26 protein-coding genes and 2 tRNA genes are annotated in these 26,088 nt (G+C 49.8%); 19 read left to right on the forward strand and 9 right to left on the reverse strand.

What is annotated here, in order from left to right; translation table 11 throughout:
• Positions 1 to 91: 91 nt before the first annotated feature.
• From H6F86_RS15540 to H6F86_RS15590, 11 genes are all read left to right on the forward strand, one after another.
• Positions 92 to 1,150, forward strand: coding sequence for a PfkB family carbohydrate kinase (locus H6F86_RS15540; RefSeq protein ID WP_190449651.1), 1,059 nt, complete (start codon positions 92 to 94; stop codon positions 1,148 to 1,150).
• A 201-nt stretch (positions 1,151 to 1,351) separates the two neighbouring features.
• On the forward strand, positions 1,352 to 1,621 hold the full coding sequence (locus H6F86_RS15545; RefSeq protein ID WP_190449519.1) for a hypothetical protein: 270 nt from the start codon (positions 1,352 to 1,354) through the stop codon (positions 1,619 to 1,621).
• A 113-nt stretch (positions 1,622 to 1,734) separates the two neighbouring features.
• Positions 1,735 to 2,226 carry a GNAT family N-acetyltransferase gene (locus H6F86_RS15550; RefSeq protein WP_190449520.1) on the forward strand — a complete coding sequence of 164 codons (492 nt, stop codon included), beginning with the start codon at positions 1,735 to 1,737 and terminating at the stop codon, positions 2,224 to 2,226.
• Positions 2,227 to 2,356: 130 nt separating this feature from the next.
• Complete coding sequence (locus H6F86_RS15555) at positions 2,357 to 2,563, forward strand: glycogen debranching protein (RefSeq protein WP_190449521.1); 207 nt, start codon at positions 2,357 to 2,359, stop codon at positions 2,561 to 2,563.
• A 583-nt stretch (positions 2,564 to 3,146) separates the two neighbouring features.
• Positions 3,147 to 4,229, forward strand: coding sequence for a photosystem II q(b) protein (psbA, locus tag H6F86_RS15560; RefSeq protein ID WP_190449522.1), 1,083 nt, complete (start codon positions 3,147 to 3,149; stop codon positions 4,227 to 4,229).
• Positions 4,230 to 4,386: 157 nt separating this feature from the next.
• Positions 4,387 to 4,971 (forward strand): hypothetical protein, encoded by a 585-nt coding sequence (locus H6F86_RS15565; protein ID WP_190449523.1) that lies wholly within the window; start codon positions 4,387 to 4,389, stop codon positions 4,969 to 4,971.
• A 4-nt stretch (positions 4,972 to 4,975) separates the two neighbouring features.
• Positions 4,976 to 5,371: a hypothetical protein gene (locus tag H6F86_RS15570; RefSeq protein WP_190449524.1), complete on the forward strand. Its 396-nt coding sequence runs from the start codon at positions 4,976 to 4,978 to the stop codon at positions 5,369 to 5,371.
• Positions 5,372 to 5,458: 87 nt separating this feature from the next.
• The gene (gene aroC, locus H6F86_RS15575) at positions 5,459 to 6,547 is read left to right on the forward strand and encodes a chorismate synthase (protein WP_190449652.1); all 1,089 of its coding nucleotides are present in this window, start codon (positions 5,459 to 5,461) and stop codon (positions 6,545 to 6,547) included.
• Positions 6,548 to 6,612: 65 nt separating this feature from the next.
• Positions 6,613 to 6,927 (forward strand): hypothetical protein, encoded by a 315-nt coding sequence (locus tag H6F86_RS15580; protein ID WP_190449525.1) that lies wholly within the window; start codon positions 6,613 to 6,615, stop codon positions 6,925 to 6,927.
• The gene (locus tag H6F86_RS15585; RefSeq protein WP_242033543.1) at positions 6,924 to 8,696 is read left to right on the forward strand and encodes an ATP-binding protein; all 1,773 of its coding nucleotides are present in this window, start codon (positions 6,924 to 6,926) and stop codon (positions 8,694 to 8,696) included. Before H6F86_RS15580 ends, H6F86_RS15585 begins: the two co-directional genes overlap by 4 nt.
• A 119-nt stretch (positions 8,697 to 8,815) precedes the next feature.
• Positions 8,816 to 10,645: an ATP-binding protein gene (locus tag H6F86_RS15590; RefSeq protein WP_199305305.1), complete on the forward strand. Its 1,830-nt coding sequence runs from the start codon at positions 8,816 to 8,818 to the stop codon at positions 10,643 to 10,645.
• A gap of 94 nt (positions 10,646 to 10,739) precedes the next feature.
• On the opposite strand, the gene H6F86_RS15595 is transcribed toward H6F86_RS15590, so the two are convergent.
• Positions 10,740 to 12,230, reverse strand: coding sequence for an MBOAT family protein (locus tag H6F86_RS15595; protein WP_190449526.1), 1,491 nt, complete (start codon positions 12,228 to 12,230; stop codon positions 10,740 to 10,742).
• Positions 12,231 to 12,504: 274 nt separating this feature from the next.
• Here H6F86_RS15595 and H6F86_RS15600 point away from each other — a divergent pair.
• The 3 genes from H6F86_RS15600 to H6F86_RS15610 all read left to right on the forward strand — a co-directional run bounded on the left by H6F86_RS15600 (position 12,505) and on the right by H6F86_RS15610 (position 13,424).
• A tRNA-Tyr gene (locus tag H6F86_RS15600) sits at positions 12,505 to 12,586 on the forward strand.
• Positions 12,587 to 12,682: 96 nt separating this feature from the next.
• A tRNA-Thr gene (locus H6F86_RS15605) sits at positions 12,683 to 12,754 on the forward strand.
• 319 nt (positions 12,755 to 13,073) lie between these two features.
• Positions 13,074 to 13,424 (forward strand): hypothetical protein, encoded by a 351-nt coding sequence (locus H6F86_RS15610; protein WP_190449527.1) that lies wholly within the window; start codon positions 13,074 to 13,076, stop codon positions 13,422 to 13,424.
• A 532-nt stretch (positions 13,425 to 13,956) separates the two neighbouring features.
• On the opposite strand, the gene H6F86_RS15615 is transcribed toward H6F86_RS15610, so the two are convergent.
• From H6F86_RS15615 to H6F86_RS15625, 3 genes are all read right to left on the reverse strand, one after another.
• Positions 13,957 to 14,283: a hypothetical protein gene (locus H6F86_RS15615; protein WP_190449528.1), complete on the reverse strand. Its 327-nt coding sequence runs from the start codon at positions 14,281 to 14,283 to the stop codon at positions 13,957 to 13,959.
• A 200-nt stretch (positions 14,284 to 14,483) separates the two neighbouring features.
• Positions 14,484 to 14,717 carry a hypothetical protein gene (locus H6F86_RS15620; RefSeq protein WP_190449529.1) on the reverse strand — a complete coding sequence of 78 codons (234 nt, stop codon included), beginning with the start codon at positions 14,715 to 14,717 and terminating at the stop codon, positions 14,484 to 14,486.
• Between the two features lie 196 nt (positions 14,718 to 14,913).
• A complete protein-coding gene (locus tag H6F86_RS15625) occupies positions 14,914 to 15,549 on the reverse strand; it encodes a L,D-transpeptidase (protein ID WP_199305306.1) in 636 nt (211 codons plus the stop codon).
• Between the two features lie 182 nt (positions 15,550 to 15,731).
• Here H6F86_RS15625 and purB point away from each other — a divergent pair, with 182 nt between their 5' ends.
• Positions 15,732 to 17,027 (forward strand): adenylosuccinate lyase, encoded by a 1,296-nt coding sequence (gene purB / locus H6F86_RS15630; RefSeq protein WP_190449530.1) that lies wholly within the window; start codon positions 15,732 to 15,734, stop codon positions 17,025 to 17,027.
• 121 nt (positions 17,028 to 17,148) lie between these two features.
• Here the strand turns inward: purB and H6F86_RS15635 are convergent, their stop codons facing one another.
• The 3 genes from H6F86_RS15635 to H6F86_RS15645 form a co-directional block, all read right to left on the reverse strand.
• Entirely contained in the window at positions 17,149 to 18,516 is a 1,368-nt protein-coding gene (locus H6F86_RS15635) for a 50S ribosome-binding GTPase (protein WP_190449531.1), read from the reverse strand.
• Positions 18,517 to 18,578: 62 nt separating this feature from the next.
• A complete protein-coding gene (locus H6F86_RS15640; protein WP_190449532.1) occupies positions 18,579 to 18,917 on the reverse strand; it encodes a DUF2973 domain-containing protein in 339 nt (112 codons plus the stop codon).
• Positions 18,918 to 19,104: 187 nt separating this feature from the next.
• Positions 19,105 to 19,458: a DUF2605 domain-containing protein gene (locus H6F86_RS15645; protein ID WP_190449533.1), complete on the reverse strand. Its 354-nt coding sequence runs from the start codon at positions 19,456 to 19,458 to the stop codon at positions 19,105 to 19,107.
• A gap of 298 nt (positions 19,459 to 19,756) precedes the next feature.
• Between H6F86_RS15645 and thrS the strand changes: the two genes are divergently transcribed.
• Positions 19,757 to 21,592 (forward strand): threonine--tRNA ligase, encoded by a 1,836-nt coding sequence (thrS, locus tag H6F86_RS15650; RefSeq protein ID WP_190449534.1) that lies wholly within the window; start codon positions 19,757 to 19,759, stop codon positions 21,590 to 21,592.
• A 201-nt stretch (positions 21,593 to 21,793) separates the two neighbouring features.
• On the opposite strand, the gene H6F86_RS32285 is transcribed toward thrS, so the two are convergent.
• The gene (locus H6F86_RS32285; RefSeq protein WP_190449535.1) at positions 21,794 to 22,144 is read right to left on the reverse strand and encodes an S-layer protein; all 351 of its coding nucleotides are present in this window, start codon (positions 22,142 to 22,144) and stop codon (positions 21,794 to 21,796) included.
• A 196-nt stretch (positions 22,145 to 22,340) separates the two neighbouring features.
• Between H6F86_RS32285 and H6F86_RS15660 the strand changes: the two genes are divergently transcribed.
• On the forward strand, positions 22,341 to 22,889 hold the full coding sequence (locus tag H6F86_RS15660) for a sporulation/spore germination protein (protein WP_190449536.1): 549 nt from the start codon (positions 22,341 to 22,343) through the stop codon (positions 22,887 to 22,889).
• Positions 22,890 to 22,917: 28 nt separating this feature from the next.
• On the opposite strand, the gene H6F86_RS15665 is transcribed toward H6F86_RS15660, so the two are convergent.
• On the reverse strand, positions 22,918 to 23,601 hold the full coding sequence (locus tag H6F86_RS15665; RefSeq protein ID WP_347240457.1) for a DNA-3-methyladenine glycosylase: 684 nt from the start codon (positions 23,599 to 23,601) through the stop codon (positions 22,918 to 22,920).
• A gap of 77 nt (positions 23,602 to 23,678) precedes the next feature.
• On the opposite strand from H6F86_RS15665, the gene H6F86_RS32835 reads away from it, so the two are divergent.
• Complete coding sequence (locus H6F86_RS32835) at positions 23,679 to 23,801, forward strand: hypothetical protein (protein ID WP_277881239.1); 123 nt, start codon at positions 23,679 to 23,681, stop codon at positions 23,799 to 23,801.
• Positions 23,802 to 24,286: 485 nt separating this feature from the next.
• Complete coding sequence (locus H6F86_RS15670; protein ID WP_190449537.1) at positions 24,287 to 26,017, forward strand: MBL fold metallo-hydrolase; 1,731 nt, start codon at positions 24,287 to 24,289, stop codon at positions 26,015 to 26,017.
• The last annotated feature ends 71 nt before the right edge of the window (positions 26,018 to 26,088 follow it).

Raw genomic sequence — 26,088 nt, forward strand, 5'->3', positions numbered from 1 at the left:
TTGCGTGTGTGATTACCCGAATGCGCTACTCTGACTGAGATAAAGTTGTTTGCGTACTCTTTGCGGACTTGTGGGTCACGTGCGATCGTCTATGGTTCTTGATGCGTCTTTTGCAGCCCAGCTTGCAGCGTCTGCTGAACGGCTGTTTTACTTGATCGATCGCTTTCAGGCAGCGAAGATTTTAGTCGTCGGCGATTTGACGTTGGACGAGTTTCTTACGGGGCAGGTGGAGCGGCTGTCTCGCGAAGCACCTGTGCTCATCATTCGCCATGAAACGACGCGACAGGTGCCGGGTGGTGGCGCAAATGCGGTCTATAACTTTGCGAAACTGGGCGCACAGGTGAAAGCTGTGGGGCTACTGGGTGTTGATGACCAGGGGAAAGCACTACGCAGCATTTTTGAAGGCGCAGGTATTGATACGCAAGGAGTTCTGCTGGACAGCGATCGCCCCACTGTAACCAAAACGCGGATCTCGGGTCATGCTCGCCAGTCAGTAACGCAGCAGATTGTGCGGGTCGATCGTAAGTCAGATAATTTGCCCACTGAGTCGCTCCAGCTTCAGCTTGCCGACTACATCCAGCAGCACGTTGGCACCGTTGATGCAGTTGTCTGCTCCGATTATGGCGATGGTACCTTAACACCACCGGTCATTCAAGCAGCGCTGACCCATTCGCTCAGTGTTGTTGACGCTCAGACCGGACTCGATCGCTACACAGGCGCAACGGTTTTCACACCCAATCTGCCTGAAGCCGAGCAAGCTGTTGGTTATTCGCTCGTTAGTCCATCAGGTAATCCGGCTGACCTAACGCAACTTCAGCAAGGTGGACACGCCCTCTTGCAGCTGACTCAGGCAAAGCAAATGCTCATCACTCGTGGCGAAGAGGGGATGAGCCTATTCGATCGCAACGGCACTCAGCACCATATTCCTGCCTTTAATCGTACGGATGTTTTTGATGTAACAGGCGCAGGCGATACCGTTGTTGCTGCCTTCACGCTGGGGCTGATCGCAGGAGCAACTTCATGGGAGGCAACCGTTTTAGGCAACCTGGCAGCCAGCATTGTCGTCCGGCAGTTTGGCACCACACCCACAACGCCAACCGAGATGAAAGCCTCGCTCCAGGCGCTTTTGGATGAGTTTCAGCATGAATAAGGAGTGATGAGGCAAGGAGCTTAGCTATCAGGCGTTAGGAGTCAGAAGCTAGAAGTCGGAACTTAAAAGACTGCTTCTGCTCCCCTGCTTCTCCGCTTTCCTCCCTTACCCCAATAAAAGATCAGAACAGTTGGAATTAAATAGTACAAATATACTGTTCTACGTGTAGAATACTCTCAGCAGAACGTTGAGGAACTCTCTATGCAACCAGCGCTTAAATTCTCGCTCGAAATGGTTGATGGCGAAAAACTGGGTAAGCTTGCTGTGCCCTATGTTCAGGTCGCTCGATGGCTAAATTTCTTGACCTCTCCCCACTACGGTGCACAGATTATTTTCGCCGAGCAGGGCAGAGAGGGCGTCACCATTTATTTCGATGCGTGTGACGGTATGTATAGCTACTTGAACGATCGCCTTAATCCCGAGCGCGCGCCACACCAAGCTGAATCAATCCCGCTCGCGCTGGCTAGCTAAGGTTCTAGCAAGCTTTGCTGACGGTTGGTATCTTTCAAAGCTATTGTTTTTTGTAGGAATGTTATTGCAATATCCCTACAGCTCTGTTCTACTGATACCTACCGTTAGCCCCTATGCCTGAACCAATCCAGCTCCGCGCGGCAACTGCTAGCGATGTGCCGACTATCTTTGCTTTAATTCAGGCATTGGCAGAGTATGAAAAACTTTCTCATGCAGTTACAGGCACGCCGGAAGCATTAAAGGAGCATTTGTTTGGTTCACGTCCCTATGCTGAAGTGGTTTTGGCTGAAACCGCAGGTAACGTTGCTGGACTGGCGCTCTTTTTTTACAACTATTCGACGTTTTTAACAAAACCAGGGCTTTATCTGGAGGATTTGTTTGTTTTGCCAGAGTATCGTCAACGGGGTATCGGCAAGGCTTTGCTGACATCTTTAGCGCAACGGGCGATCGCAGAAGGCTGTGGGCGGCTGGAGTGGAGTGTGCTCGACTGGAACGCACCCGCGATCGCCTTTTACGAGCAGATGGGCGCTACTGTTTTACCCGATTGGCGCATCTGTCGCGTTACAGGAGATGCATTGACGCTGATGGCAGGTAAAACATCGTGAGACGATAGCGGTGAAGCTTGTAGACTGGGAAGTAAGAGTAATTGAGAACGGAGACGAAGAGCGATCGACACTAATTGCTTTGTCTCCGTCTCTAACCAAAACCCTCTAAACACTTCAGGAGCGTGTGATCGTGTCTATTTGGGTAAACGAACAGATTGATCCATCCGGTATCCTCTACTCGTGCATTGCGTGTTGCGATGAAGACCACGCGCAGGACTGCCACCAATCGTTTCAAAACAATCTGACCGCCGAACAAGTAGCAGCAGGCTGGATTGCCCGCCTACGTACCGTCAATTCGTGGGACGAAGTGCCTGCCAATGCGTTAAAGCTGGACTAATCGAGTTGGACTAGCTGAACGATCGTCCTATAGTCCAAGAAGCCAACTCTACTGAACCGTTGGTGTCTCCAAGCCGGGGAACAATTCTCATGGCATGACAGTTTTTGATGATGGTCTTTGCCTAAAATCCAACAGTTGCCCCGTTCTCTATTGAGTCTTTGAACACTTTTGTCAGTTTAAAGTGAAGAAAAATCACTAATAGTTGCAATTACGTTAAAAAGCCCGTTGCCAAAGTAATTGTGACAAAAGGTAGCACTTTTTCTTGGATGCTTATTTCATCGTGATTGTGACTTTGAAGGTCAATTGCTTGCGTCTGCGATCGCTTCGTAAAACTTAAAAATCAATCTTCGTAGACTTCGCTGAATAGCAACGAATCAAGCTCTTAAACCAGTCTATTAAAGGGCTTTGAGCGATAGAAAGAGATTGCAATCGAGTTGATAAATCTTCACAGGCAACGCTGGAATAATAAAAACGGATCTCAATACTATGAGAGTAGGTAAGCAATACCAGCATCTGGTAAAGATTGCCAAACATTTATTTTTTGGCTACGGATTTCCTGTAGTTTCTAGCACTTATTACTACTATGACAACAACCATTCAAAGGCGCGAAAGCGAAAGCGCATGGGATCGGTTTTGTAACTGGGTCACTAGCACTGATAACCGTCTGTATGTAGGCTGGTTTGGAGTGTTGATGATCCCTACCCTGCTGTCAGCAACTATCTGCTTTATCATTGCTTTCATTGCTGCTCCCCCTGTAGATATTGACGGCATTCGTGAGCCTGTGGCTGGCTCTTTGCTGTACGGCAACAACATTATCTCCGGCGCGGTTGTGCCTTCCTCCAACGCGATCGGTCTTCATATGTACCCCATTTGGGAAGCCGCTTCTCTAGATGAGTGGCTCTACAACGGTGGTCCTTATCAGCTCATTGTTTTCCACTTTTTGATTGGCATCTTCGCTTACATGGGTCGCCAGTGGGAACTCTCCTACCGCCTCGGTATGCGTCCCTGGATCTGCGTCGCTTACTCTGCACCTCTAGCGGCAGCTACGTCCGTACTGCTCATCTATCCGATCGGTCAAGGCTCCTTCTCTGACGGGATGCCCCTCGGCATTTCTGGCACCTTTAACTTCATGTTCGTGTTCCAGGCAGAGCACAACATTCTGATGCACCCCTTCCATATGTTGGGTGTGGCAGGTGTTTTCGGTGGTAGCTTGTTCTCCGCGATGCACGGTTCATTGGTCACGTCTTCTTTGGTGCGAGAAACCAGCGAAAACGAGTCGGCGAATAGCGGCTACAAGTTTGGTCAAGAAGAAGAAACTTACAACATCGTGGCAGCACATGGCTACTTCGGTCGTTTGATCTTTCAATACGCCAGCTTTAACAACTCGCGCTCACTGCACTTCTTCCTGGGTGCATGGCCCGTGGTTGGTATCTGGTTGACGGCTCTGGGCATTAGCACGATGGCGTTTAACCTGAATGGGTTTAACTTCAACCAATCAGTGTTGGATTCTCAAGGTCGCGTGGTTAACACCTGGGCGGACATCTTGAACCGCGCCAACCTAGGTATGGAAGTGATGCACGAACGCAATGCTCACAACTTCCCGCTTGACCTGGCAGCAGGCGACGCAATCCTCGTTTCAATGCAGGCTCCTGCGATCGACGGCTAATTACACCAGGCTCTCGCTCAACAAAGCGCTCTCCTTTTAGGAGGGCGTTTTTGTTTAGAAATAAAAAAGTTTGGTAAATGGTTAGAATGACGGCAACAAGTCCGATGAACTTGCCAATAATTAAGAGAAAGAATGGCACCGCTCCTGGAGTGACACAATGGCGACCTCAAATCATCCGACTGATCGCTTTCGTTCAGCAACAGACTTTCCAAAAACGGTAGAGCATCTGAGTCCGTCGGATGTGAGTCAGCTTTATGTAGAGATGCGAGACTGCCTTATTTTTACGAACCGCAGTCGATCGCAGCTCATTCGACGTAATGAAGAGCATAAGCAAACTGTTGTAACGTTACGAAGTGATGTCGCTCGTTTACAGCAACTGATTAATCAGGTAGCTCAAGATAAAGAAGTATTGGCTCAAAACAAACAGGATATTATTACTGCTCTGGAGCAAGAACTAGGCACAATGTCTTCTCATTTGGAGCAAATTTCCCAGGCATTTAGAGAGGTTGAAGACATCGGTAGCCCCATGGGAGCAATGGCTTTCCCCGGTCGGTTTAACCGCTTTTGGCGAGCCTTGAGAGCATTAATTACCTGGTGGCGAGAAGAAAGCGATGATTTGGTGCTCAGTTCAAATCAATCGCCCGCTGCATCGTCCTTACCCTCAAAGCAAGAGGATCGTCAGGAAAATCCGCAAATGTATACTGATCCAGCGTCTGTCCAGCGATCGCTGCGCGACTTATAAGTTTATGGGCAAAAAACGCATTAATCAGTTGTTGGATCAACTGCATATCAATCACGAGGCAGATCTCAAGAATGCTGCCCAGATTTTTACAGTGGCGCAAGTTGCGGTTAATCAACTGCACCAGCAGGCAGAAACGAACTCTCAGGTCTTGCCCGCCGTGCGGTTTCAGCCTCCAGTTGTTCTTGATCAAGCAGGGCTAAAACAACGGTATGGCTCGTTCAATGAGTGTCGTAAAGCAGCACGGCAGCTAGGTATTCAGTTTCATCGCAGTCCCACATGGGCGCAGCTAGTCGTTGCCTTCAGCTATTTTGATGCCCTGCAAAACCTGGTTCAAGACTATACAACTGCTTTTCCAAATGCCAATCTGCATGATGTGACGGTGGCATTCAGGCTGAAGTAGTTACGAGGGTCTTCGGTGATTCTGACCCGTCCTCAAACGCCCGTTTTCCATTACGATCGCCATCTTACCCTCTCTCCAACAATCACTATGGGCAATACCTTCGGTCATCTCTTTCGCATTACCACCTTCGGCGAATCGCATGGCGGTGGCGTTGGTGTCGTCATTGATGGTTGTCCGCCCAGGCTAGAAATCTCGGTTGAGGAAATCCAGGCAGAGTTGAACCGCCGTAGACCGGGACAAAGCAAGATTACAACGCCGCGCAATGAAGCGGATACCTGCGAAATTCTCTCTGGCATGGTTGATGGTAAAACGACGGGCACCCCGATCGCCATCCTCGTTCGCAACAAAGACCAGCGATCGCAAGACTATGACGAAATGGCGGTCAAGTACCGTCCCTCTCATGCCGATGCAACCTATGACGAAAAGTATGGCATTCGTAATTGGCAGGGTGGGGGTCGTTCATCTGCACGGGAGACTATTGGGCGAGTCGCAGCAGGCGCGATCGCTAAAAAGATTCTTCAGCAAGTGGGAGGGGTAGAGATCATCGGCTACGTCAAGCGAATCAAAGATCTGGAAGGTGCCGTTGATGCCGAAACCGTGACTTTGGAGCAGGTGGAGAGCAACATCGTCCGTTGTCCCGATCAAGATGCTGCTGATCGCATGATTGATTTGATTGAACAGATGCGGAAAGAAGGGGATTCGATCGGTGGTGTGGTGGAATGTGTTGCCCGTCATGTCCCCAAAAGTCTGGGAATGCCCGTTTTCGACAAGCTCGAAGCTGATCTAGCAAAAGGTATCATGTCTCTCCCAGCGACTAAAGGCTTTGAAATTGGCTCTGGCTTTGCAGGCACATTGCTAACAGGCAGTGAGCATAACGACGCATTTTACACAGACGATCGCGGCACCATTCGCACCGTTACAAATCGATCGGGCGGTGTACAAGGGGGCATCTCCAACGGCGAAAATATTCTCGTTCGCGTTGCTTTCAAGCCCACTGCTACCATTCGCAAAGAGCAACGCACCGTAACGAATGCAGGCGAAGAAGTGACATTAGCAGCCAAAGGTCGTCACGATCCCTGTGTGTTACCCCGTGCCGTGCCGATGGTTGAAGCAATGATGGCACTCGTACTATGCGATCACCTCTTACGCCAGCAAGGGCAGTGTGGCGTGCTGTGATCTTTGACCAGTGGATGGGCACTTTGAAGAAGGAATTGCATCCACGAAGTCTCAGGAAAAAGGCTATGAAGCAGGTCAAGACTCGCTGGCTAGGCTCTCTAACCAGACGAGTCAGCTCCAGCCTATACGGTTGGCGATCGTTCAGTGGCTTAAGCTTCATCGCCCTGATCATTAGTCTTGGTCTCAACGCTTGTGCCGTCGGGCAGCCAAAATTGCAATCGCTGAAGGTTGGCATTCAGTCGCAGGGCAGGCTAAAACAGTCGATCGCCCAACTGGCTCAACTGTTGCAAGACGATCCACGCGCTGGTCACGTGCCCCGTAAAGATATTGAAATCAGCTCCAGACCAATCACTGCTGCAATTGAGGCTTGGAAAGCTTGAACCAACTCTTGCAATTACGGAAGCAAAGTCTTTCAAAGCAACTCTTGCTTGGCTTTGGGCTTTCCCTCCTAACAGTCGGCTTTGCAACCCTATGGGTAAACTACCGTCTCATCCAGGAAGACTTAGCTCAACAGGTAAAACAACGCGCTCAAACAATTACGCAATCGCTGGAGTTTTCCACTGAGGGGTTGCTGGCGATCGAAAATCGCCATATTCTGCGGCAGGTCGTGCAAAATTACGCCACCCTGCCTGCCGTCATTGAGATTGTCATTGTGAACCCAAGTGGCAAGATTTTGGCACATAGTTCTCAGGACTCAGAGCACTCCTCTCATGGAGTCGCAGACAGCTTTTACACCATCGAGCACCCAGAGTTAGCACCCTCTATTGAGCAAGCGGCACTGAAAGGTACGGAAGTTAGTCAAGCAATGACTCTACATGGCAAACCTGTGCTGGTGCAGGTCTTGCCTTTTAACAGCGTACTCTTTGGTACTTCAGGGCAGCGTGGGCTGGCGATCGCGATCGTTGACCTGCAAGAGATGCAAGCCGACTCAAAACGTTTCTTCTACTCCTCTACTCTGGTTTTGCTGGTTGGCACGATCGGCATTCTGTGTCTCATTGGTGTTCTCATTCATCGAACGGTCTTACTTCCCCTGAGGGTACTGAACGATGCCGTCAGGGACAGCAAACAATCGGGCGCTTTTACAATGCCCCGCATCACGCTTGCTAGCGAAATCCGGTTTCTAGCCATGACCTTTGACACAGTAATTCGAGAATTAGCTACCCATAACCAGCTCAAGTCTGAGATTGCTCAACGCGAGCAGGTTGAAGCAGAATTGCGGGAGAGCGAAGCAGGCGAACGGCAGAAGTCTCAGGCGCTCGAACAAACGCTTCAAGAACTGCGTCAAGCCCAAACGCAACTGGTGCAAAGCGAGAAGATGTCTAGCCTGGGTCAGCTTGTAGCGGGTGTAGCGCATGAAATTAACAATCCAGTCAACTTCATTCACGGCAATATCCATCACGCTAGTCAGTACACACAAGACTTACTCGACCTGTTGGAGCTTTATCAGGAGCATGATCCAGCGCCTACCGCAGCCATTGAAACAACCATTGAAGACATTGACCTGGACTTTCTGCGGAGCGATTTGCCCAAGCTGCTCGTCTCCATGAAAGTAGGGGCAGACCGCATTCGCGAAATTGTGCAATCGCTGCGATCGTTCTCGCGGCTAGACGAAGCCGAAGTGAAAGATGTGGACGTTCATGAGGGTATTGATAGTACGCTGATGATTCTCCACAGTCGGCTGAAGTCAAGAAGTGATCATCCTGCTATTCAAGTAGTGAAAGAGTATGGCAACCTGCCCAGGATCGAATGTTATGCGGGGCAGCTCAATCAGGTGTTTATGAACATCTTAAGCAACGCGATCGACGCGATGGATGACCATAACCAGCAACGTTCACCTGCTGATTGTGTTGCGGAGCCAAGCACCATTACGATTCGTACCAAGCAACGGGGCGATCGTGTCGTCATTCAGATTGCTGACAATGGTCCGGGGATGTCCGAGCAAGTGCAAAAGCGGCTCTTTGACCCCTTCTTCACCACTAAAGCCGTTGGTCAAGGCACGGGCATGGGGATGTCCATCAGCCATCAAGTAATTACCGAACGGCATAAGGGTACGCTTCAGTGCAGTTCTCAGCCTGGGCAAGGCGCAACCTTTGTCATTGAAATTCCAATTCGGCAGACACCTACAGGTAATACAGGCTTGCTGGTCTAGAGCCGCAACCATCCAAACAGCGCGAGCTTACCATGCTGCGTTAACACATTCTTTGTTCAGGGCATGATGAAGACGGTAGTTAAAGCCGCTTTTGTCCTCATAGGGAGTGTTTGACGCGCATGCAGTCCACCGAACTGAGCTTGGATTCAAACGATGAGGGAACTGATCAAGCCACACTACTGCGATCGTTTGCCGAGCATAGCCCGATCGCGATCGCCATGTTCGATCGCACGATGCACTACCTGTTAGCAAGTCGTCGTTGGTGTGAAGACTACGGCTTTGGCGATCGCGACGTTATCGGGCAATCTCACTACGACCTTTCTCCCGACCTGCCACCGCATTGGAAAGGTGTTCATCAGCGGTGTTTGGCAGGTGCAATCGAGCGCTCTGAGGAAGAAGCTGTAACCGACGTTGATGGCAATATCATCTGGCTCAAGTGGGAAGTCCGCCCCTGGTATGGCTCTATGGGCACGATCGGCAGCATTATCATTTTTGCTGAGTTGATTACAGAGCAAAAGCAACACGCTTTAGCGTTACAAGAAGCCAATGCCCAACTAGAGGCTAAAATCACAGCCCGCAATGCTGAACTAGAGCAGACCATTGAGCAATTGCAGCAAGAAATCTCGGAGCGTCATGCTGCCTTGAACGAGCGCAAACATGTTGAGGCAAAACTGCAAGAACAAGAGCAATTTCTACGTAGCATTTATGACGGCGTAAACTGCTCTATTTTTGTCGTCGATCGACTGGAAAACGGTGAATATCGATATGCTAGCCACAACCATGTGGAAGCAAAGCTCATGGGTCGTTTAAGTGCTGAGGTGGAGGGCAAAACGCCAGCCGAGGTGTTTGGTGCAACTGAAGGTGCAGCGATCTGTCAATTTCTAGACCACTGCATTGTTACCAAGACAGCTCTGACGACAGAAGAAAATTTGACGTTTGATAGCAAAGATACCTGGCTGATGACTACCTTTAACCCACTATTCAATCAGGAAGGGAATGTTCATCGTCTTGTCGGCACCAGTTTTAACATTACTGATCGCAAACAAGCAGAAACACAGCTTAAGCAACAAGCAACGGACTTAGAGCACGCTGTGCAAGAACTCTGCCGAACGCAGACGCAAATGGTGCAGAACGAGAAGATGTCGAGTTTGGGGCAACTGGTCGCTGGGGTGGCACACGAAATTAATAACCCCGTTAACTTCATTTACGGCAACTTAACTCATGCGAATGACTATACCCAGGATTTGCTCAGGCTGCTCTCACTCTACGAGGAGCATTACCCTAATCCAGTAGACGCAATTAAAGCTGCGGTCGAGGCGATCGACCTGGAGTTTTTGATGGCAGATCTTCCCAAACTCTTGGTTTCCATGAAAGTGGGTGCCGATCGCATTCAAAAGATTGTTGCATCATTGCGATCGTTCTCGCGGTTGGATGAAGCCGAAGTGAAAGATGTTGATATTCACGAAGGCATCGACAGCACGCTCATGATTCTCCACAATCGGCTGAAGTCTAAGTCAGACTGTCCCGCCATTGAGATCGTGAAGGACTATGGCACGTTGCCGAAGATTGAGTGTTATGCAGGACAACTCAATCAGGTGTTTATGAATATTTTGAGTAATGCGATCGATGCGTTGGATGAGCAGAATCAGCACCGCTCTCTAGCAGCATTCGCAGAGCATCCCAGCACCATTACTATCCAGACAAAGGTAACTGGCAAAACTGTGGTGATTCAAATGACTGATAACGGACCTGGTATTCCCAAAGCGGTTCAGAAACGCTTATTCGATCCCTTCTTTACTACCAAAGCTGTAGGCAAAGGTACGGGCATGGGAATGTCTATCAGCCATCAGGTCATCACCGAACGCCATAAGGGCAGCTTGAAGTGCCGCTCGTTGCCTGGACAGGGTGCCTCTTTCATCATTGAAATCCCCATTCAGCAAACGTGCTAAGTCGTCAAGCATGGCTCAACTAAGGATGTTTTTCGGTTTGTTCCATCCTCTTCTTACCGATTGTGAAATCTACTCAACTTTAGAAATCCTTGCTTTAGAAATCGAAGTAGATGTAAGGCAAGGAATCTTTGGGCGCCAAAACCCAGACCGCAAACAAGCAGAGCGGCACGAGCATCAGCTTGATATGCCAGTTTAGCTGTAGTTTAAACGCGCGATCGCACAGATACGCAGCCCCCATTGCGACGCCCAAGCCCCAAAGCAGCAGCACAATCTGAAACGGTGCGAGACCAAGCGCTTCCAGGTACACTTTTTGAGCAAACTGTGCGTCAGCAGTATGTCCCCACAAGCGCTGCACCACCAACCAAGACTCTTTTAAGTCTGGCAACCGAAAGAAAATCCAGGTACTAAACACCATACTTTGCGTCAAGAACCACGCCAGCACAACGCCTGGTAAGCTTTGCCAAGCGCTTTTTAGCCAGGGCTGCCGCTGTGACAACGCTTCAGTCAGCCGATGAACGACAAGCGCGACCCCATGCAGCAAACCCCAGACAACAAAGCCCCAGGTGGCTCCGTGCCAGATACCCGCGATCGCCATAACAATGACCAAATTCAAGCAGGTACGCAACAAGCCTTGCCGCGAGCCGCCGAGTGGAAAGTAAAGGTAATTGCGTAACCAGTCGCCCAACGTCATATGCCAGCGTCGCCAGAAGTCTGCAATGCTAGTGCTGAAATAGGGAAAGTCAAAATTTTGTGGCAGGTCAAACCCCAACAGCACAGCACTTCCTCGTGCCATATCGACATAGCCGCTAAAGTCTAGATAAAGCTGTAGCCCATACGTAACAGTTGCTAACCACAGATCGCCGCTGCCTGCCCGTTGCAGGTTTTGAAAACTGAGATCAACTAGAACGCCAAGATTATCTGCCAGTAACCCTTTTTTTACTGCGCCGCAGGCAATTAGCCATACGCCTTCAACCAGGCGATCGACCGTTGGAAACGTCTGCGTTTCGACTTGCGCTGCCAGCGAATGATAGCGAGTAATGGGACCACTAATCAGCTTGGCAAAAAAAAGTTTGTAGGCAGAAAACTTGAGAAATTGTTGCGCTGCTGGTGCCCCACGATAAACATCTACCAGATAAGCAATGCACTCGAAACAAAAAAAGCTTAGTCCCAATGGCACAATCAGATTTGATCGCGTCCAGTTCGCGCTGTTTTGTAGGTCTGGGTTGCCCAACACAGCCCCAATCGTTGAAAGCAAAAAGGGTATGTACTTAAACCCGACCAGCAGCAAGACATTGACCCCAATCCCTAGCCACAAGAGCCTCAGTCGTCGCCGATTCCAATCTTGTTGGGCAAACTGCCAGTCATTGTTACGCCAGTCAGGGGGAAGGTCGATCGCCTGCCCTAGCTGAAACGTCACCCATGTACCCGCCACTAGCAACGGCAGATACTGCACTTGAAAAGATGAATAGAAGACAATGCTAGCTGCTAGCAGCGCCCACATACGAAGCCATTGCTGCTGAACCGACCAGTAAATGCCGATCACGCTTAACAGAAACAGTCCGTAGGCGATAGAGATAAAAGTCATGCGGTGAAGGAGTGACGACAGGTTTGGCTTGCAGACAGCCGATTCAACTTGCAGACAAGTGGTGACCCAGAGAAGTGCAGATGGCGTTGATTATAGTGAAGGTTGAGACATTCGCACAGATTCTTGCAGCAGTCTGCGATCGAAACACACGATGGCTCTTAACGTAAAGGGCGATCGTGACTTGCAGCACTACTTTTTAATTTAGGATCAAAATCTACTAACGATGATTTTGGTGCATCTCGTTGTGCTAGGATCTATTTTCGTGGACTGAAGTGGGTCGATGCCCGAGTGGTTAATGGGGGCGGACTGTAAATCCGCTGGCTACGCCTACGCTGGTTCAAATCCAGCTCGGCCCATCCACGATAATGTTGTAAGCAGTGAGTTTTAAGTTTTGAGTTAATCCAACTGGATTCTTTACTTAAAGCTAAAGCTTAAAGTTTATGACCCTGTTTGCCCGTGTGGCTCAGTGGTAGAGCACACCCTTGGTAAGGGTGAGGTCACGAGTTCAATCCTCGTCACGGGCTCTTTTTGTAAGAGACGTTCAGCTTCTAAGAATAATTTTATTGGCATAAACCTGACACAGAGTTTATGCAAAATCGTGGTGTCAGGACGATCGAGTTGTTCCAAGCTGTCTTTAAACCAGTCTGGATGTGCTAGAAGATTACAGCCTATGGACAGCGCTCGTCGTCAAACGATCGTTATCAGACACCAGAAGGGAAAGTCTAGCCAAGGGTATAGCTCTAGCAAAGGGCTACGCTACTAACGTACTTGCTCAAGATAGAGGGTCTAGAAAAGCATAGACGGCATCATTGAAGTTAAAGAGCATTACTAGAGGCTAGAGTCATGAATAGAGTAATTGCTGTCCTCAGTGCCGTTGTCGTAGTTGGTGGCTTAAGTTCTGCTGCAAACGCACAATCTCGTCCCGTTAATGGTGCTGCTGCACTTAGCGGTCTGCAAAGTCAGGCAATTCGGATCAGTGCTACTCCTGCACAAGCGCCCTTGCTAAACCCTTACGAAAAGAGCACGATCGGCGTTTCTGGTTCCTCTGACAACCAAGTTGTTTATGAGCGACTAAACAACGATACATTTTTGGTTATAAGCCCTGTAAAAGACGACAGAGAGCTTTTGGATAACGTGAACGCAGGCGATACAGGTAACAATCGCGTTCAAGTTCTCTTTCAACCAACGCTTTAGCAAGCCGTGCAGTTACCGTTTGAAACCAGACGTTAGCTTGAAAGGACAGCTCGCCCCCTGCTCTAGTTTTATTTAGGTAATTGAAAGGATGTTAAGGGTAGGGAGCGATCGTCACGCTTGAGTTGATGAGTGTGTTTTGGATGAGCGATCGTACTTAAGTCCGCCTTAAAGTTGTCCTAAGAGTAGGGTCAAACTCTGGTGGTGAGACGAGGGAAGGCAATGAGACGAAAGAAACTGTTGCAGTTAGTTTTGCCACTAGCGGCTTCAGTCTGCCCTCACCAGACTACAGCGCTAAGTGTTGGAGGGTTATAGATAGGGACAGTACGGCGATAAAAAGCCTTCTCTAAAATGAGAAAGCCCGGTGCCAGCGACCGGGCGTTGTAAACCTTACTCAGGAGTTCATCAATGGCGAATGCTGCTGGCTTAGCTTAGCGTGCCCATACAGTTAGGCGGATAAACATAGTCAAACAAAACCCCGATCGTTAAACCGGGGTAAAGTATTAGCTTTTAAGTTTTTTGACTGCTTCAGCGCTTACGAATCAGCATTGGTTACTTTCTCAAGGGCTTTCTTAGCACCTTCTAGCAAGCCCCCTTGTTCTTGCTTATGAGCTTTTTGATCTTGGTCGTACGCTTCATCAAGAGCCTGCGGATTGTTAACGGCATCTTTAGCCTCTTTTACGACTTGCTCATAAGCCTGTTCTGGCGTTTGATCTTTCTTGCTACTGTCGCTCATGCGTTCTTGAGCTACTGTTGCATAGCTAGGTTGCACGGCAACGAAAAATGCGCCTGACAAACTGATTAAACTTACTAAACCAATAACTAATAAATTCTTGCCTAAAAAGGAAATGATGCGTTGCATGATAAGCTCTCCCGTATCTTTTGTTAAGTTTTACTTTGCTGAGATCGAAAAAATCTCAAGTGCATCTTAGGGGTTTGCTAAGTACTACGCCTTCTACCTCTAGACGCATTAGATTTCTTTGCTAATAGCTGGTTGCAAAGATGTTTCGAAATAGTTGCAAGTTTTAAAGTCAAGCTTGCGCCCTAAAACTTTTTGATTGCTTAATAGGGCGCGCCGCAGCGTGCCTGTAAATCTGCTTCAGGTAACCCAAAGCTTTGCTGTCGGCAGAGCAAAACTTGGGCAGTGCGTTGCTGAGCATAAATACGATGGGTAAACCAACCGATAGGTGTACCGGCAATCGTACCCAGCACCAGCCCAATGATCAGACTAGAAAACAGATTTTTTCGGGTAATCTGCCGTTCTGTAGGTCGATGAGTAACAGGAGTTTCTTGCATTGGAGGAACCAGATGAACTGAATCTATGGTCTTGCCTCTATTGAAGAAAAGAACGGAGCGTATAGCCTCCTTCTAGCTATAGACATTTGTAACGAGAACTCGGGAGAAGTTCAGTCAAAATTGCAAGCTTTCACACCAAAAGGCACCTGTTAACTGCCTTTTGGAGGAAATTAGACACATAATGCGCTAATGGGGCTTATGGTAGCACTTTAACTGGAGTACCTAAGCTGACGTGTGAAAAGAGGTCTCTCAAGTCACTGTCGTACATATGAATACAGCCGTGGGAGGCAGCTCTGCCGACACTGCTAGCATCTAACGTGCCGTGAAAGCCAATCCAGTTCTTGCCGTTTGTCCAGAAGCCAATCCAATAACCGCGCAGTGGGTTTCTGGGGTCATTAGCAGTGATGCGCTCATCAGTGAAGGGATTGATCCAAGTAGGGTTGCGCTTCTTTTGCATCACGTGAAAGTTGCCTAACGGTGTTTTCCACCCTTCCCGTCCTGTCCCAATCGGATAGCGTTTGATTGGGGTGTTGCCCTGATAAAGCACAGCCTGACGTCGATTGAGGTGAATTTCGAGGTGCGTAACCTTTGCATTTAAGCGGGCTGCGTGCAGCATCGGATCATGAATACCTATCTGGTTGCTGCTTGCACTTAAAGGTAAGGCGGCGATCGACCAACTTGATAGCAAGCCTGTACAACAAGCGATCGTCGCGATCTGTCTAGCTTGTTTTGTTAACGCACTGAACTTAGCTTGACGATACATCGTACATTGCTCCAGATTGAAGTGCTGCAACCGTTCATCTAAAGAAAACGGGTGGATGAGAAGCAGCATACGTCTACAATATGCCTCTTTCTGTACCAATCTCTACACTAAGATAGATGACCATTCATAAATATTCAATCAAGTTCCTGAGCGAGAGTCCATAACGTGCTGGAATTCAGCAATTCTTTATCTCCACTCATCCATCAAAGGACAGTTGTACAATAGAGCCGTTGTGCTGTGCGACACGAACCTTGATTGAGCGTTATACTCTGCCCGAAATGGGCAACTTGTGGACAGATACCTACAAGCTGAAGACCTGGCTGCAAGTCGAAATTGCCGTGTGCGAAGCGCAGGCAGAACTTGGTTATATTCCAACGGATGCGGTGGTAGACATTAAGGCGAAGGCAAACTTCGACCCGAAGCGAGTACTGGAAATTGAGGCGGAAGTACGCCACGACATGATCGCTTTCCTCACGAATGTCAACGAGTACGTGGGCGATGCGGGACGTTATATTCACCTTGGCTTAACCAGTTCTGATGTGCTGGATACAGCTTTAGCGCTCCAGCTTGTCGCTAGTCTAGATGTCTTGATGGCACAGCTAGAATCGCTCGTTCAGGCAATTCGCTATCAGGCTCAGCAGCACCGTCATACCGTAATGATTGGTCGATCGCACGGCATTCATGCAGAACCGATCACCTTCGGCTTTAAGCTTGCTGGCTGGTTAGCGGAAGTTTTACGTCATCGCGATCGCCTTTGCCGTCAACAGCGCAGCATTGCGGTTGGCAAAATTTCTGGCGCAGTAGGAACCTATGCCAACATTGACCCGCAAGTAGAGGCGATCGCCTGCCAGCATCTTGGGTTAGAGCCTGATACTGCTTCAACGCAGGTAATTTCACGCGATCGACATGCTGAGTTTGTGCAAACACTGGCGCTCTTAGCAGCGTCGATCGAGCGCTTTGCTGTCGAAATCCGTAACCTTCAGCGCACTGATGTACTGGAGGTTGAAGAGTATTTTGCCAAAGGGCAGAAAGGCTCCTCTGCAATGCCCCACAAGCGAAACCCCATTCGATCGGAACGTCTAACTGGAATGGCGCGTGTGGTTCGCAACCATGCAGGGACGGCGCTAGAAAACGTGGCGCTTTGGCATGAACGCGATATTTCCCATAGCGCAGCAGAGCGGGTGATTCTACCGGATGCCTGCATCTTGACCCACTTTATGCTCGTCGAAGCAACTGATCTGGTTAAAAACCTGCTGGTCTATCCCGAAAACATGACGCGTAATCTGAACCTTTATGGTGGCGTTGTCTTTAGTCAACGGGTGCTGCTGACGCTGGTCGAGAAAGGCATGAGCCGAGAAGATGCGTATGTTGTAGTACAAGCCTGCGCTCATCAAGCCTGGAATAAACCCGATGGCGATTTTCGTCATCTGATTAGCCAGGATGCTCGTGTTGCCAAGCACCTATCTGCCGAGGAGGTCGAAGCGTGTTTTGATCCGCAGCACCACTTGAAGCACCTTGACCCCATCTATCAGCGTTTAGGTATTTAGCGGTCAGCTTTGGTCTGCTAGTTGGTATGAGGAGACTTCTCACCATTCAAAGACAGCGTTCAGGCATAAACTGCAACGCGTAGGGCGTGCACTGGCTACTCCACAGACAAGCTGATAGCTATCAGCTTGTCTGCTTGAAGCGCTCTTTTGCCGTAGCAAAGGATGCGTTCATTACCTGTTGAATCCGTTTGGGGTCAGGTTTTTTGCCGCCCATTAAGTCGCCAAAGTAAACGCAGGCAGCTTCACCCAGTGCCCAGGTATAAGCGGCTGCCCACGATGCTGCAATCACGCTGCCGAAGCCAGGGATGAATTTGATTAGTTCGCGCCCGATCGCCTGTGCCAAAAACCCACCGCCGATCGCGCTGACGACTCCGCCTGCCTGCGATGGCGACAGTGTTTGCCCATACAGTTGCCCTAGCAACCCCACTAATGAACCCTGTAGCGCGGTCAAAACGGGCATCGTTGCAAAGGGTAACGGCACAGCGGCAAGAGTTGCCGCCATAATCGCAAAGGGCAGAATGTAGCGGCGACCTGCGTCTCTGTAAAGGTTGCCAAGCTGCTGTCCAGCTGTATCGTCTAGAAGCTGATGGATAGCGCGAGCTTCTGCCTCTGGCAATAAATCGGCTAAGGCATTGACCAATGCCTCCACACCATAAAACGTTGGCGTAAACTCGTCTTCCTCTAATGTGAAGTCAATCATGACTGCGCTATCAAACAACCCCTTAAACGATTCTTGTACAGCCGCAAATGCTCGGTTCACCGCCTCTACATCGGGGGGATAAGCGGGATGATCAGTGCGATCGACTGGGTAGAGTTCGTGAAGGGACGTCACAGCTAGTAAGCAAGGCACGTCTGGATGCTGCTTACGGATCGTGCTAGCAATCTGATGTAGCGTATCAGTCGCAAAATCATTAATTTTGACAGTAAGAATCAGGACTCTGGCGCGGCGGTTTTCGTTAGGCTGAAGTTCGCTGATAAGCTCCTGCGCGATCGCTCCTGTCTCCCGAGAAACATCGCCCAAACCAACCGTATCGGTAAAAATGAGCAATGGTAAATCGCTTGTAGGGTAGCTATAGCGCTGCGTGTTCTGAGTATGCGGTCGAAAGCCTTGCCCAACAATAGCAGCAGAAACTCCAGTTAACCCTCGCACAAGCGAACTTTTGCCTGCCTGCGGCTTGCCTACTAGCAGTGCTTCAGTGGTAGGCAACTGTCCCCGCACCTGCTCCAAAATCTCGGCAATCTCGGCTTCACTAACACTAAACCAGGACATTAAAGTGTCTGTAACCCACTGTGCAGGTACAAGGCGCTTCCATCCTTTTAGGGAGCTTAGAATGTCATACCAAAGAGCCGCTGATGTCTCCACTACTGAGGTAGAAACGCTCGCGGCATCCTTCGGCTTTTTAGTTACATCTGAAGGTTGCACTTCAGGTAGTTCAGAGTTCGGCTTTTCAGTTACGTCTGAAGGCTGCACTTCAGGTAGTTCAGACATGGGCTACCTAGTATTAAGCGACTGCACTTCTATAGTAATCAGGATTGGCGCTCTAGGCTCAGTTAAGCATCATCACGCAGATCACTTGAGCCAAACGAACTCGCACCCGGAGACGATTCATAAATTGCGTCCAACTGCTCACGTGCATCTTCCATGCTCATCGACCGCATGACCAGCAGTGGCTCGTTAATCACTTTGCCAGCGTCATCTAAAAACTCTGGATGGGGGACTGCTTGTAGGCGCGATCGTCCTGCTACTTGAGGTTCACCCATCGTCCAACCTTTTGGCGCTGGGGGACGCTGAGATTCCATACCCAGCGTCATCATGTTCCGAATCAGATTGCCAACCGCAAAAAAGGCAAGCGTAGTAAAGGCAATGACATAGAGCAAATGTAATAGCATAGGTTTTTCCTCAAAAGCCGCAGTCTCAGTTGGAGCCGCAATAGTGTGTTTTTATGAATGCTTACAAAGATAGGTGTTTCAAAGTCGCTTGAAGTGATTGGACTAAATCGAGTCATCAACAAAGTTAAAAAGTGATGCTAATCACTCCTCAATCATGCTACGCGACTACCCTAAGTTTATTCAAATGCTACAGTCCGTTACAGTCTTTTTCGTCTGATGCCTGTGCAGCTGCTTCCTGCATCCGTCGGCGCACTGCTACTTGCCAGCATTCTGCTACTAAATCATGCCAGGGTTTCATGACTGACAGCTCAATCCCCACCTGACCACCTGTTGCCCTAAAGAGCATCTGTGCCGTAGAGACTTCCTGCTGCGCTACCACAATCCGCTTTAGCAAAGAGTCTCGTTGCTCAGTACCTAAAAAGGGAAGTGCTTCTGTTTCCAACAAAAGCCGCGATCGCTGGAACCAATACTGAAAATCTTCAAGGAGTGGCTCCAAGATGGAGCGAAGCAGGTCTGCATTCGGTGAAGGGGAATCAAACATTAGTAAAGCTGACTGGTTATGTCCATATTTTCATTTTAGCGCTTTCTCAGGTTCGTAAACCTTCTTTACATAGATTTAAGTAACGCAAAGCCGTTTGCGCCAAGGGGGATCAAGAAGATTCAGTAATATAGAGACTGCGGTCTTTGCGGTAAATGCTTTAGCCGTAGGTGGAATGCGCTGCATCAAACTTTAGACTGGAATCATCTGGCATTTGGATTGATTCTGAGGTCAGGGTTTGATGATAACTCGCTGCGATCGTGCGCTTTCCTCTGTTTGCCCTCTATTGTCTGTTGTATCGATGCCATCTCCTATGCCTGTTTCCGCCTCCCCTGAAGACGATCAACCAGAGAAAATTCATCTGCCTCGCACCAGCGAATCGGAACCGTTGCAGAAGATTCGCCACACCACGTCTCATGTGATGGCGATGGCGGTGCAAAAGCTGTTTCCGAAAGTGCAAGTCACGATCGGACCTTCGATCGAAACTGGCTTCTATTACGACTTTGATAGCCCAGAGCCATTTACTGAGAAGGATCTGAAGGCAATCAAGAAGGAGATGACGAAGATCATCAATCGCAAACTGCCAGTGATTCGGGAAGAGGTGAGCCGGGAAGAGGCTCGGCAGCGTATTCAGGCAATTAACGAACCCTACAAGCTAGAAATTTTAGAAGGCTTGCAAGAACCAATTACGCTCTATCATCTGGGTGACCAGTGGTGGGATTTGTGCGCGGGTCCACACGTTGAGAGTACGGCTGAGCTTAACCCCGATGCCTTTGACTTGGAAAGTGTCGCTGGTGCCTATTGGCGGGGCGATGAAACTAAAGCTCAACTCCAGCGAATCTATGGCACTGCTTGGGAAACTCCGGCACAGTTAGCAGAATACAAGCGGCGTAAAGAAGAAGCCCTGAAGCGCGACCACCGCAAACTGGGCAAAGAACTGGGTCTCTTCATTTTTTCGGATTCAGTTGGTCCTGGTTTGCCGCTGTGGACACCAAAGGGAACGGTGCTGCGATCGATCCTCGAAGATTTTCTTAAGCAGGAACAACTAAAACGGGGCTACCTGCCTGTCGTCACCCCCCACATTGCCAGAGTGGATTTGTTTAAAACCTCTGGGCACTGGCAAAAGTATAAAGAAGACATGTTTCCGCTGATGGCAGAGGATGAGGCAGCAGCGGCACTGGAGCAGGGCTTTGTCATGAAGCCAATGAACTGCCCCTTTCACATTCAAATCTACAAAAACGAACTACGTTCTTACCGTGAGCTACCACTGCGGCTAGCAGAATTTGGCACGGTCTACCGTTATGAGCAATCGGGTGAACTCGGCGGTTTAACCAGAGTGCGCGGCTTTACGGTTGATGACTCGCATTTATTTGTCACGCCTGAACAGTTGGATGCTGAGTTTTTGAGCGTGGTGGATTTGATTCTGTCCGTGTTCAAGAGCCTGCAATTGAAGAACTTCAAAGCGCGTTTGAGCTTCCGCGATCCTGATTCTGATAAGTACATTGGCTCGGATGAAGCATGGGATAAGGCTCAAGGAGCGATTCGTCGTGCGGTAGAAACACTGGGCATGGATCACTTTGAAGGCATTGGGGAAGCGGCATTTTATGGTCCCAAACTAGACTTTATTTTTCAGGATGTGCTCGATCGCGAATGGCAGCTTGGCACAGTTCAGGTAGATTACAACCTCCCCGAACGCTTTGACTTGGAATACGTTGCCGAAGACGGCACTCGCAAGCGACCTGTGATGATTCACCGTGCGCCGTTTGGTTCTCTAGAACGACTGATCGGCATTTTGATTGAAGAGTATGCAGGCGATTTTCCGGTCTGGTTAGCGCCGATTCAGGTGCGCCTGCTGGCGGTTAGCGAAGATCAGCTACCCTTTGCCAAACAGGTGGTGAGCCAACTGCTGGCGATCGGCATTCGGGCAGAAGTGGATACTAGCGGCGATCGTCTCGGCAAGTTGATCCGTAACGCCGAAAAGGACAAAATTCCCGTGATGGCAGTGGTTGGTGCTAAAGAGGTGGAGGCCAATTCTCTTAGCATCCGTACCCGTGCCGCTGGCGAATTGGGCGCAATTCCGGTGGCAGAAGTGCTAGAGCGGCTGAAAGCGGCAAATGAGAACCATGCTAACTTTTGAGGCTATGCCTCAGTGGTAGGACATTAGGAGATTTCTGAGAAAGAATGTACCGCTTGTAGGGGGCAGGTTTTGTCAGAATCTTACTCATAGCCGATCACGTTGGTATCAAACCTGCCCCTACGGGTATTTTGTTTGCTAGCAATCTTCTTAGTAAGCGATACGCTTTCGCGGATCGGCTCGGGTGGCGGAAGTCCAGCTTTTCTACTGGTCTACTGATGCAGGCTGTTGGTTTAGCAGTCGCTCGATGAGGCTAGGAGGAGTAGCTTGACGATAGGCTCCACAGTAATGCATTGTGAGGACTGCCTTAAACGCCCAATGATTGGCAGGCACATCGACAAATGGGTTGGGCAATGTTTCGGCTCGATTCTGTACACAGGCTTCGAGTACCTGTCTAGCAGTTGGTTCAGCCTGTGCTTGATCGCCTGATGTCTGTGCGATCGTGCGAGGTGGGTTATTTGGCAAAGCCGCGCTCGCCGCTAGAGGCAGCATGAGCGTGGCGATCGCCGACAGCATTACTGTGCTGAAAATTGTGCTGAAACGGTTGCAGTTCATAGAACAAACCAAGGAGAGGTTAAGAGTGCTAGAGCTAACATTTAACTGATAAGACTAGTGTAGTCATGCAAGCGCTGAAGTGCATTTAAGGGCAAGTGTTAGTGACGGCTGCTGGACTTGAATGGCGATGATGCTTGCTCTACCAGCACCTCTTACCAGAAATGATTTGTGTACACGCTGTCTTTTTGATGCTGTTATGACTACTACTGTTGCCCGCTTAACAGTTTGCCTGATGAGCCTCGTCGCTTTAACGCTGGGAAGTTGCAGCGCTCCGCCTGTGGCTGATGCTCCTCCTGGCGATCGCAGCCCAGTGCCTACGCCTTCACCGAGCGCGACACAGCCATCACCCTCTCCTAGTGTTGCCGCTCGCCTGACAGCACCGACGGGCACACTCAGTCCGACGACAACAATCAATATCTATAAAGTCGATACGCAATGCGCGAATTTGGCACCAGAAAAGGTGACGGTGACAGCCTCGAAATCCTTGGAGGCAGCGATCGCGCAAGTGCTAGCCGAAACCGATAGCGGTGACTTCAGCATTGCGGGCTACCGAGTCAGCCAAGAAGGGGCGCGGGCGATCGTCGATCTCCGCCTTCCTGCTAATGCTAAACGCAGTTTCTACTCCCTCTCAAGTTGCGAACAACTTGCCCTCTTTGGCGGCATCCGCAAAACGTTGCTCAACAACTCCCAGTGGAAGATTCAATCCGTACAGTTTACGGAGAAAGGGCAGGAGATTGTTTTGTAAGAAAGGCTAAAGGCTAAAAGGGCTGGTTTTATCCTTTAGTTCTTATCTTTATACTTTCTACTTTCGACACGGCTGGGCAGTTTGCCAGATACCAGCGCCAGGGGAAGTCAGCGCCCTGAGTTAAGCCAATGCGGGTTGTTTGAGTCAAGGAATGTGTGCCGTCATCTAGCTGCTGTTGAAACGTGGCATCGCGGTGTTCGAGCCACAGCGGTTGTTCCAGTTGCAGCGGTTGGGCAGTAAAGCTCAGGTCAATCTTGAGGGCGCGACAGAGTTTGCCAGGTCCGGCAGCAATGCGGTGAGGTTTTGGCTCTTTTTGTTGATCGATCCAGGGTGGAATCGTCTCAAGCTGGAGTGCCCGGATTAACACAGCGCTGGGCACTCCATCCAGGTCAGTGACAATATTCAGGCAGTAATACATCCCATAGATGAGATAGACATAGGTCATGCCAGCAGGACCAAACATCACGCTATTGCGATCGGTGCGGCGGCGGTAGGCATGACAGGCAGGATCGCCTGGGGTATATGCTTCAGTTTCGACAATCTGCCCACGCCAGGTCGTGCCATCAGGTAGCAGTCGCGCAAGGGTGCAGCCGATGAGGTCAGGTGCAACGGCTGTAGAAGGGCGGGAAAGCCAGGACGGTGAAATGACCAAACTTGTTGCGAGATTCTGTGAATTGGTAGGATTACGGAAAGACCGTTTTACAATCTTCAAACGTTTAAGAGCGTACTGCGATCGTATGCCGCTCTTTTAACTTAAAGTCAAACCTTCATTTAGAGAGGCATAAAAAGATGGATGTTAAATTAGCACTAGTTGTACTCACGGCTGTCTTTACAGTAGCGTGCTTGTTTTTCGGCACCAAAAATGGCTTTTACGACACTGACGACTATCACGGCAATGGTTCTGCTCATTGAGGCACTCGTAAGACCTGTGCAATCTGATTGCTGAGAGTGTTCAATACCTTACTGGCAGGAACAACGCGCTTGTAAGGTAGCCTCTTATTGCTGTTGCTATAAAGCTTAGAACCTTGGAAAAAGAGTGCATGGGCTGCCCCTGACCAGAATGTGACCCCTGCACCTTGTTTCAACTAAGATGGCTACTGCTTGTAAGACCAAGAGATGCAGAGACTGCAACGCTTTCTAACCGCATACGACATGGTTATTTTCATGTTGATACATTCGTGTCGATATAGTGAGTTGGAGTGCATGGCTGGTTAGTTTGACCCTACGTTGATGAGTCGGCAATATTGCTTCATCGGTGTATCTGGTGCAGAAGTGCAGGAATGTTTGCTCTCTGCACTAGGCTGCTGGACAACTAAGCCTGAAGCTTTGATTTTGCTTAACGAAAGCGCCGCCCTGCAAGATAACCGACGTGAACGCCAGAGTAGGACGACGTGAACGTGAGTGAACTGGAATGTGTAGCATATGGTGTGGGAGCAGATGAGGGCATTTGCCTTCTGCTTAAGCTTGGGCGCTACCGTGTTTTATTAGATTGTGGGCTGGCAGATCTCTCTCCGCTGCTAGCAGAAACGACGCTTCCTCCAGCCGATCTAGTATTGTGCAGCCATGCCCACGCCGATCACGCCAGGGGATTGTTGGCACTGCATCAAGCATTTCCTCAGCTACCTATTTATGCGAGCGAGGTGACGACACAACTGCTGCCGCTGAACTGGTCTAACGTGAACCATAATGTCGATCGCAATGTGAGGGTGATCGATCCATCACCCCTTTGTCATGCCTTACCCTGGCGCACGCCGATCGAGTTTTGTGATGGTCTCAGCGTTGAGCTGTATCCAGCAGGGCATTTGCCTGGTGCAGCAGCGTTCTTGCTCACCTATGCACCGTTGCCAGAGGACGATCGCCCGGTTCGTGCCTACACCATTTTTTATACAGGCGACTTTTTTCTCTCAAATGCGCGACTAGTCGAAGGGCTGCCTCTGGAAGAGTTGCGGGGCATTGCGCCGGATGTCTTGATTGTGGAGGGTAGCTACGGCACGGCACGACATCCCCACCGTCGTCAGCAAGAAAATCAACTGGCAGAACGCATTGACCGAGCGATCGTCAACCAGCAATCGATCTTGCTACCAACGCCAGCGCTAGGGTTAGGGCAAGAACTCTTGATGCTATTGCGGAGCCATCATTATTTCACTGGGCGTGATCTAGATATCTGGGTAGATAGCACGGTTGCCGCAGGCTGTGATGCCTATATGGAGATCTTGCCTCATCTGCCGACTGCGGTGCAAAACTTTGCTCGGCATCAATCCCTTTTTTGGGATGAGCGCGTGCGTCCACGGGTGCGTGCGCTAACCCCAGACCAGCAGTTCCATTTGGAGACGCATCCTGCGATCGTGCTGGCTGATGAAGCTGCTGATCTGAGCCAATACTATGGCACCAACCCTGATGCCTGGTTAATCTTGCAGCCACAGCAACCTCACTTGGCGGGAGAGGAGCGAGGAGAGAGGGGAGAAGAGAAAGATGAAAGGGAGGCAGGGGAAGCAGGCGTAGCAAAGAGGCGAAATGATTCTTACCTCTCACCCCTCACCCCTCTCACCGAAACCTACCTGCTGGCGCAGCATGGCGATGGTCCTGGTACAGCGCAGCTCATTCATAACTTGCGCCCACAGCACGTAGTTTTCATTCATGGTTCGCCCACTTATTTGGCAGATCTCGCAGGCTTAGAAGAACTGCACAACCGCTATCACCTGCACACACCGTCTGCAAACAGTCTAGTGGAACTGCCGATCGGCGAGACGTTTTTGCACACTGCTGCTCCTGAAGCCAGCTATGAAGGTGAATTGACTGAACTCAACACGATCGTAAGTATTACGTTGCCGGATGCAATTACAGCCGATCCGCGCTGGCAACAATTAGCTGATACGGGCTTGGTAGAGGCTCGCTGGCAGGGTGATGAACTGGTGTTGCGGGGTCTACCACAACGGGAACTCCTGCGACCCAGCGATCGCCTGCTGGATTGGGTAGACGGTAATTCGCCGCTGCGTAGCTGCTGTGGCAATTGTCGCCATTATCGTGGACAACGCTGCTGGAATCAGCTTTCGCCCTTGTTTGAGTTTAAGGTTGCACCAGAAGGTTTTTGTCCCGTCTTTGAGCCGCTTCAACCGCCAGAGGATTAAGCCTGGCTGCCTTTGATCAAGATTAGGTTTAGCTTATGAAGTTAGTTGTAGAGCGCAGGTATACCGTTCCA

The organism is Phormidium sp. FACHB-592 (assembly GCF_014695795.1).
GTDB lineage: Bacteria > Cyanobacteriota > Cyanobacteriia > Leptolyngbyales > Leptolyngbyaceae > Stenomitos.

Bases quoted from the DNA above. Each gene is read 5' to 3' on its own strand.
- H6F86_RS15540 (WP_190449651.1), top strand. From the start codon at position 92: ATGGTTCTTGATGCGTCTTTTGCAGCCCAGCTTGCAGCGTCTGCTGAA.
- H6F86_RS15545 (WP_190449519.1), top strand. From the start codon at position 1,352: ATGCAACCAGCGCTTAAATTCTCGCTCGAAATGGTTGATGGCGAAAAA.
- H6F86_RS15550 (WP_190449520.1), top strand. From the start codon at position 1,735: ATGCCTGAACCAATCCAGCTCCGCGCGGCAACTGCTAGCGATGTGCCG.
- psbA (WP_190449522.1), top strand. From the start codon at position 3,147: ATGACAACAACCATTCAAAGGCGCGAAAGCGAAAGCGCATGGGATCGG.
- H6F86_RS15565 (WP_190449523.1), top strand. From the start codon at position 4,387: ATGGCGACCTCAAATCATCCGACTGATCGCTTTCGTTCAGCAACAGAC.
- H6F86_RS15570 (WP_190449524.1), top strand. From the start codon at position 4,976: ATGGGCAAAAAACGCATTAATCAGTTGTTGGATCAACTGCATATCAAT.
- aroC (WP_190449652.1), top strand. From the start codon at position 5,459: ATGGGCAATACCTTCGGTCATCTCTTTCGCATTACCACCTTCGGCGAA.
- H6F86_RS15580 (WP_190449525.1), top strand. From the start codon at position 6,613: ATGAAGCAGGTCAAGACTCGCTGGCTAGGCTCTCTAACCAGACGAGTC.
- H6F86_RS15590 (WP_199305305.1), top strand. From the start codon at position 8,816: ATGCAGTCCACCGAACTGAGCTTGGATTCAAACGATGAGGGAACTGAT.
- H6F86_RS15595 (WP_190449526.1), bottom strand. From the start codon at position 12,230: ATGACTTTTATCTCTATCGCCTACGGACTGTTTCTGTTAAGCGTGATC.
- H6F86_RS15610 (WP_190449527.1), top strand. From the start codon at position 13,074: ATGAATAGAGTAATTGCTGTCCTCAGTGCCGTTGTCGTAGTTGGTGGC.
- H6F86_RS15615 (WP_190449528.1), bottom strand. From the start codon at position 14,283: ATGCAACGCATCATTTCCTTTTTAGGCAAGAATTTATTAGTTATTGGT.
- H6F86_RS15620 (WP_190449529.1), bottom strand. From the start codon at position 14,717: ATGCAAGAAACTCCTGTTACTCATCGACCTACAGAACGGCAGATTACC.
- H6F86_RS15625 (WP_199305306.1), bottom strand. From the start codon at position 15,549: ATGCTGCTTCTCATCCACCCGTTTTCTTTAGATGAACGGTTGCAGCAC.
- H6F86_RS15635 (WP_190449531.1), bottom strand. From the start codon at position 18,516: ATGTCTGAACTACCTGAAGTGCAGCCTTCAGACGTAACTGAAAAGCCG.
- H6F86_RS15640 (WP_190449532.1), bottom strand. From the start codon at position 18,917: ATGCTATTACATTTGCTCTATGTCATTGCCTTTACTACGCTTGCCTTT.
- H6F86_RS15645 (WP_190449533.1), bottom strand. From the start codon at position 19,458: ATGTTTGATTCCCCTTCACCGAATGCAGACCTGCTTCGCTCCATCTTG.
- thrS (WP_190449534.1), top strand. From the start codon at position 19,757: ATGCCATCTCCTATGCCTGTTTCCGCCTCCCCTGAAGACGATCAACCA.
- H6F86_RS32285 (WP_190449535.1), bottom strand. From the start codon at position 22,144: ATGAACTGCAACCGTTTCAGCACAATTTTCAGCACAGTAATGCTGTCG.
- H6F86_RS15660 (WP_190449536.1), top strand. From the start codon at position 22,341: ATGACTACTACTGTTGCCCGCTTAACAGTTTGCCTGATGAGCCTCGTC.
- H6F86_RS32835 (WP_277881239.1), top strand. From the start codon at position 23,679: ATGGATGTTAAATTAGCACTAGTTGTACTCACGGCTGTCTTTACAGTA.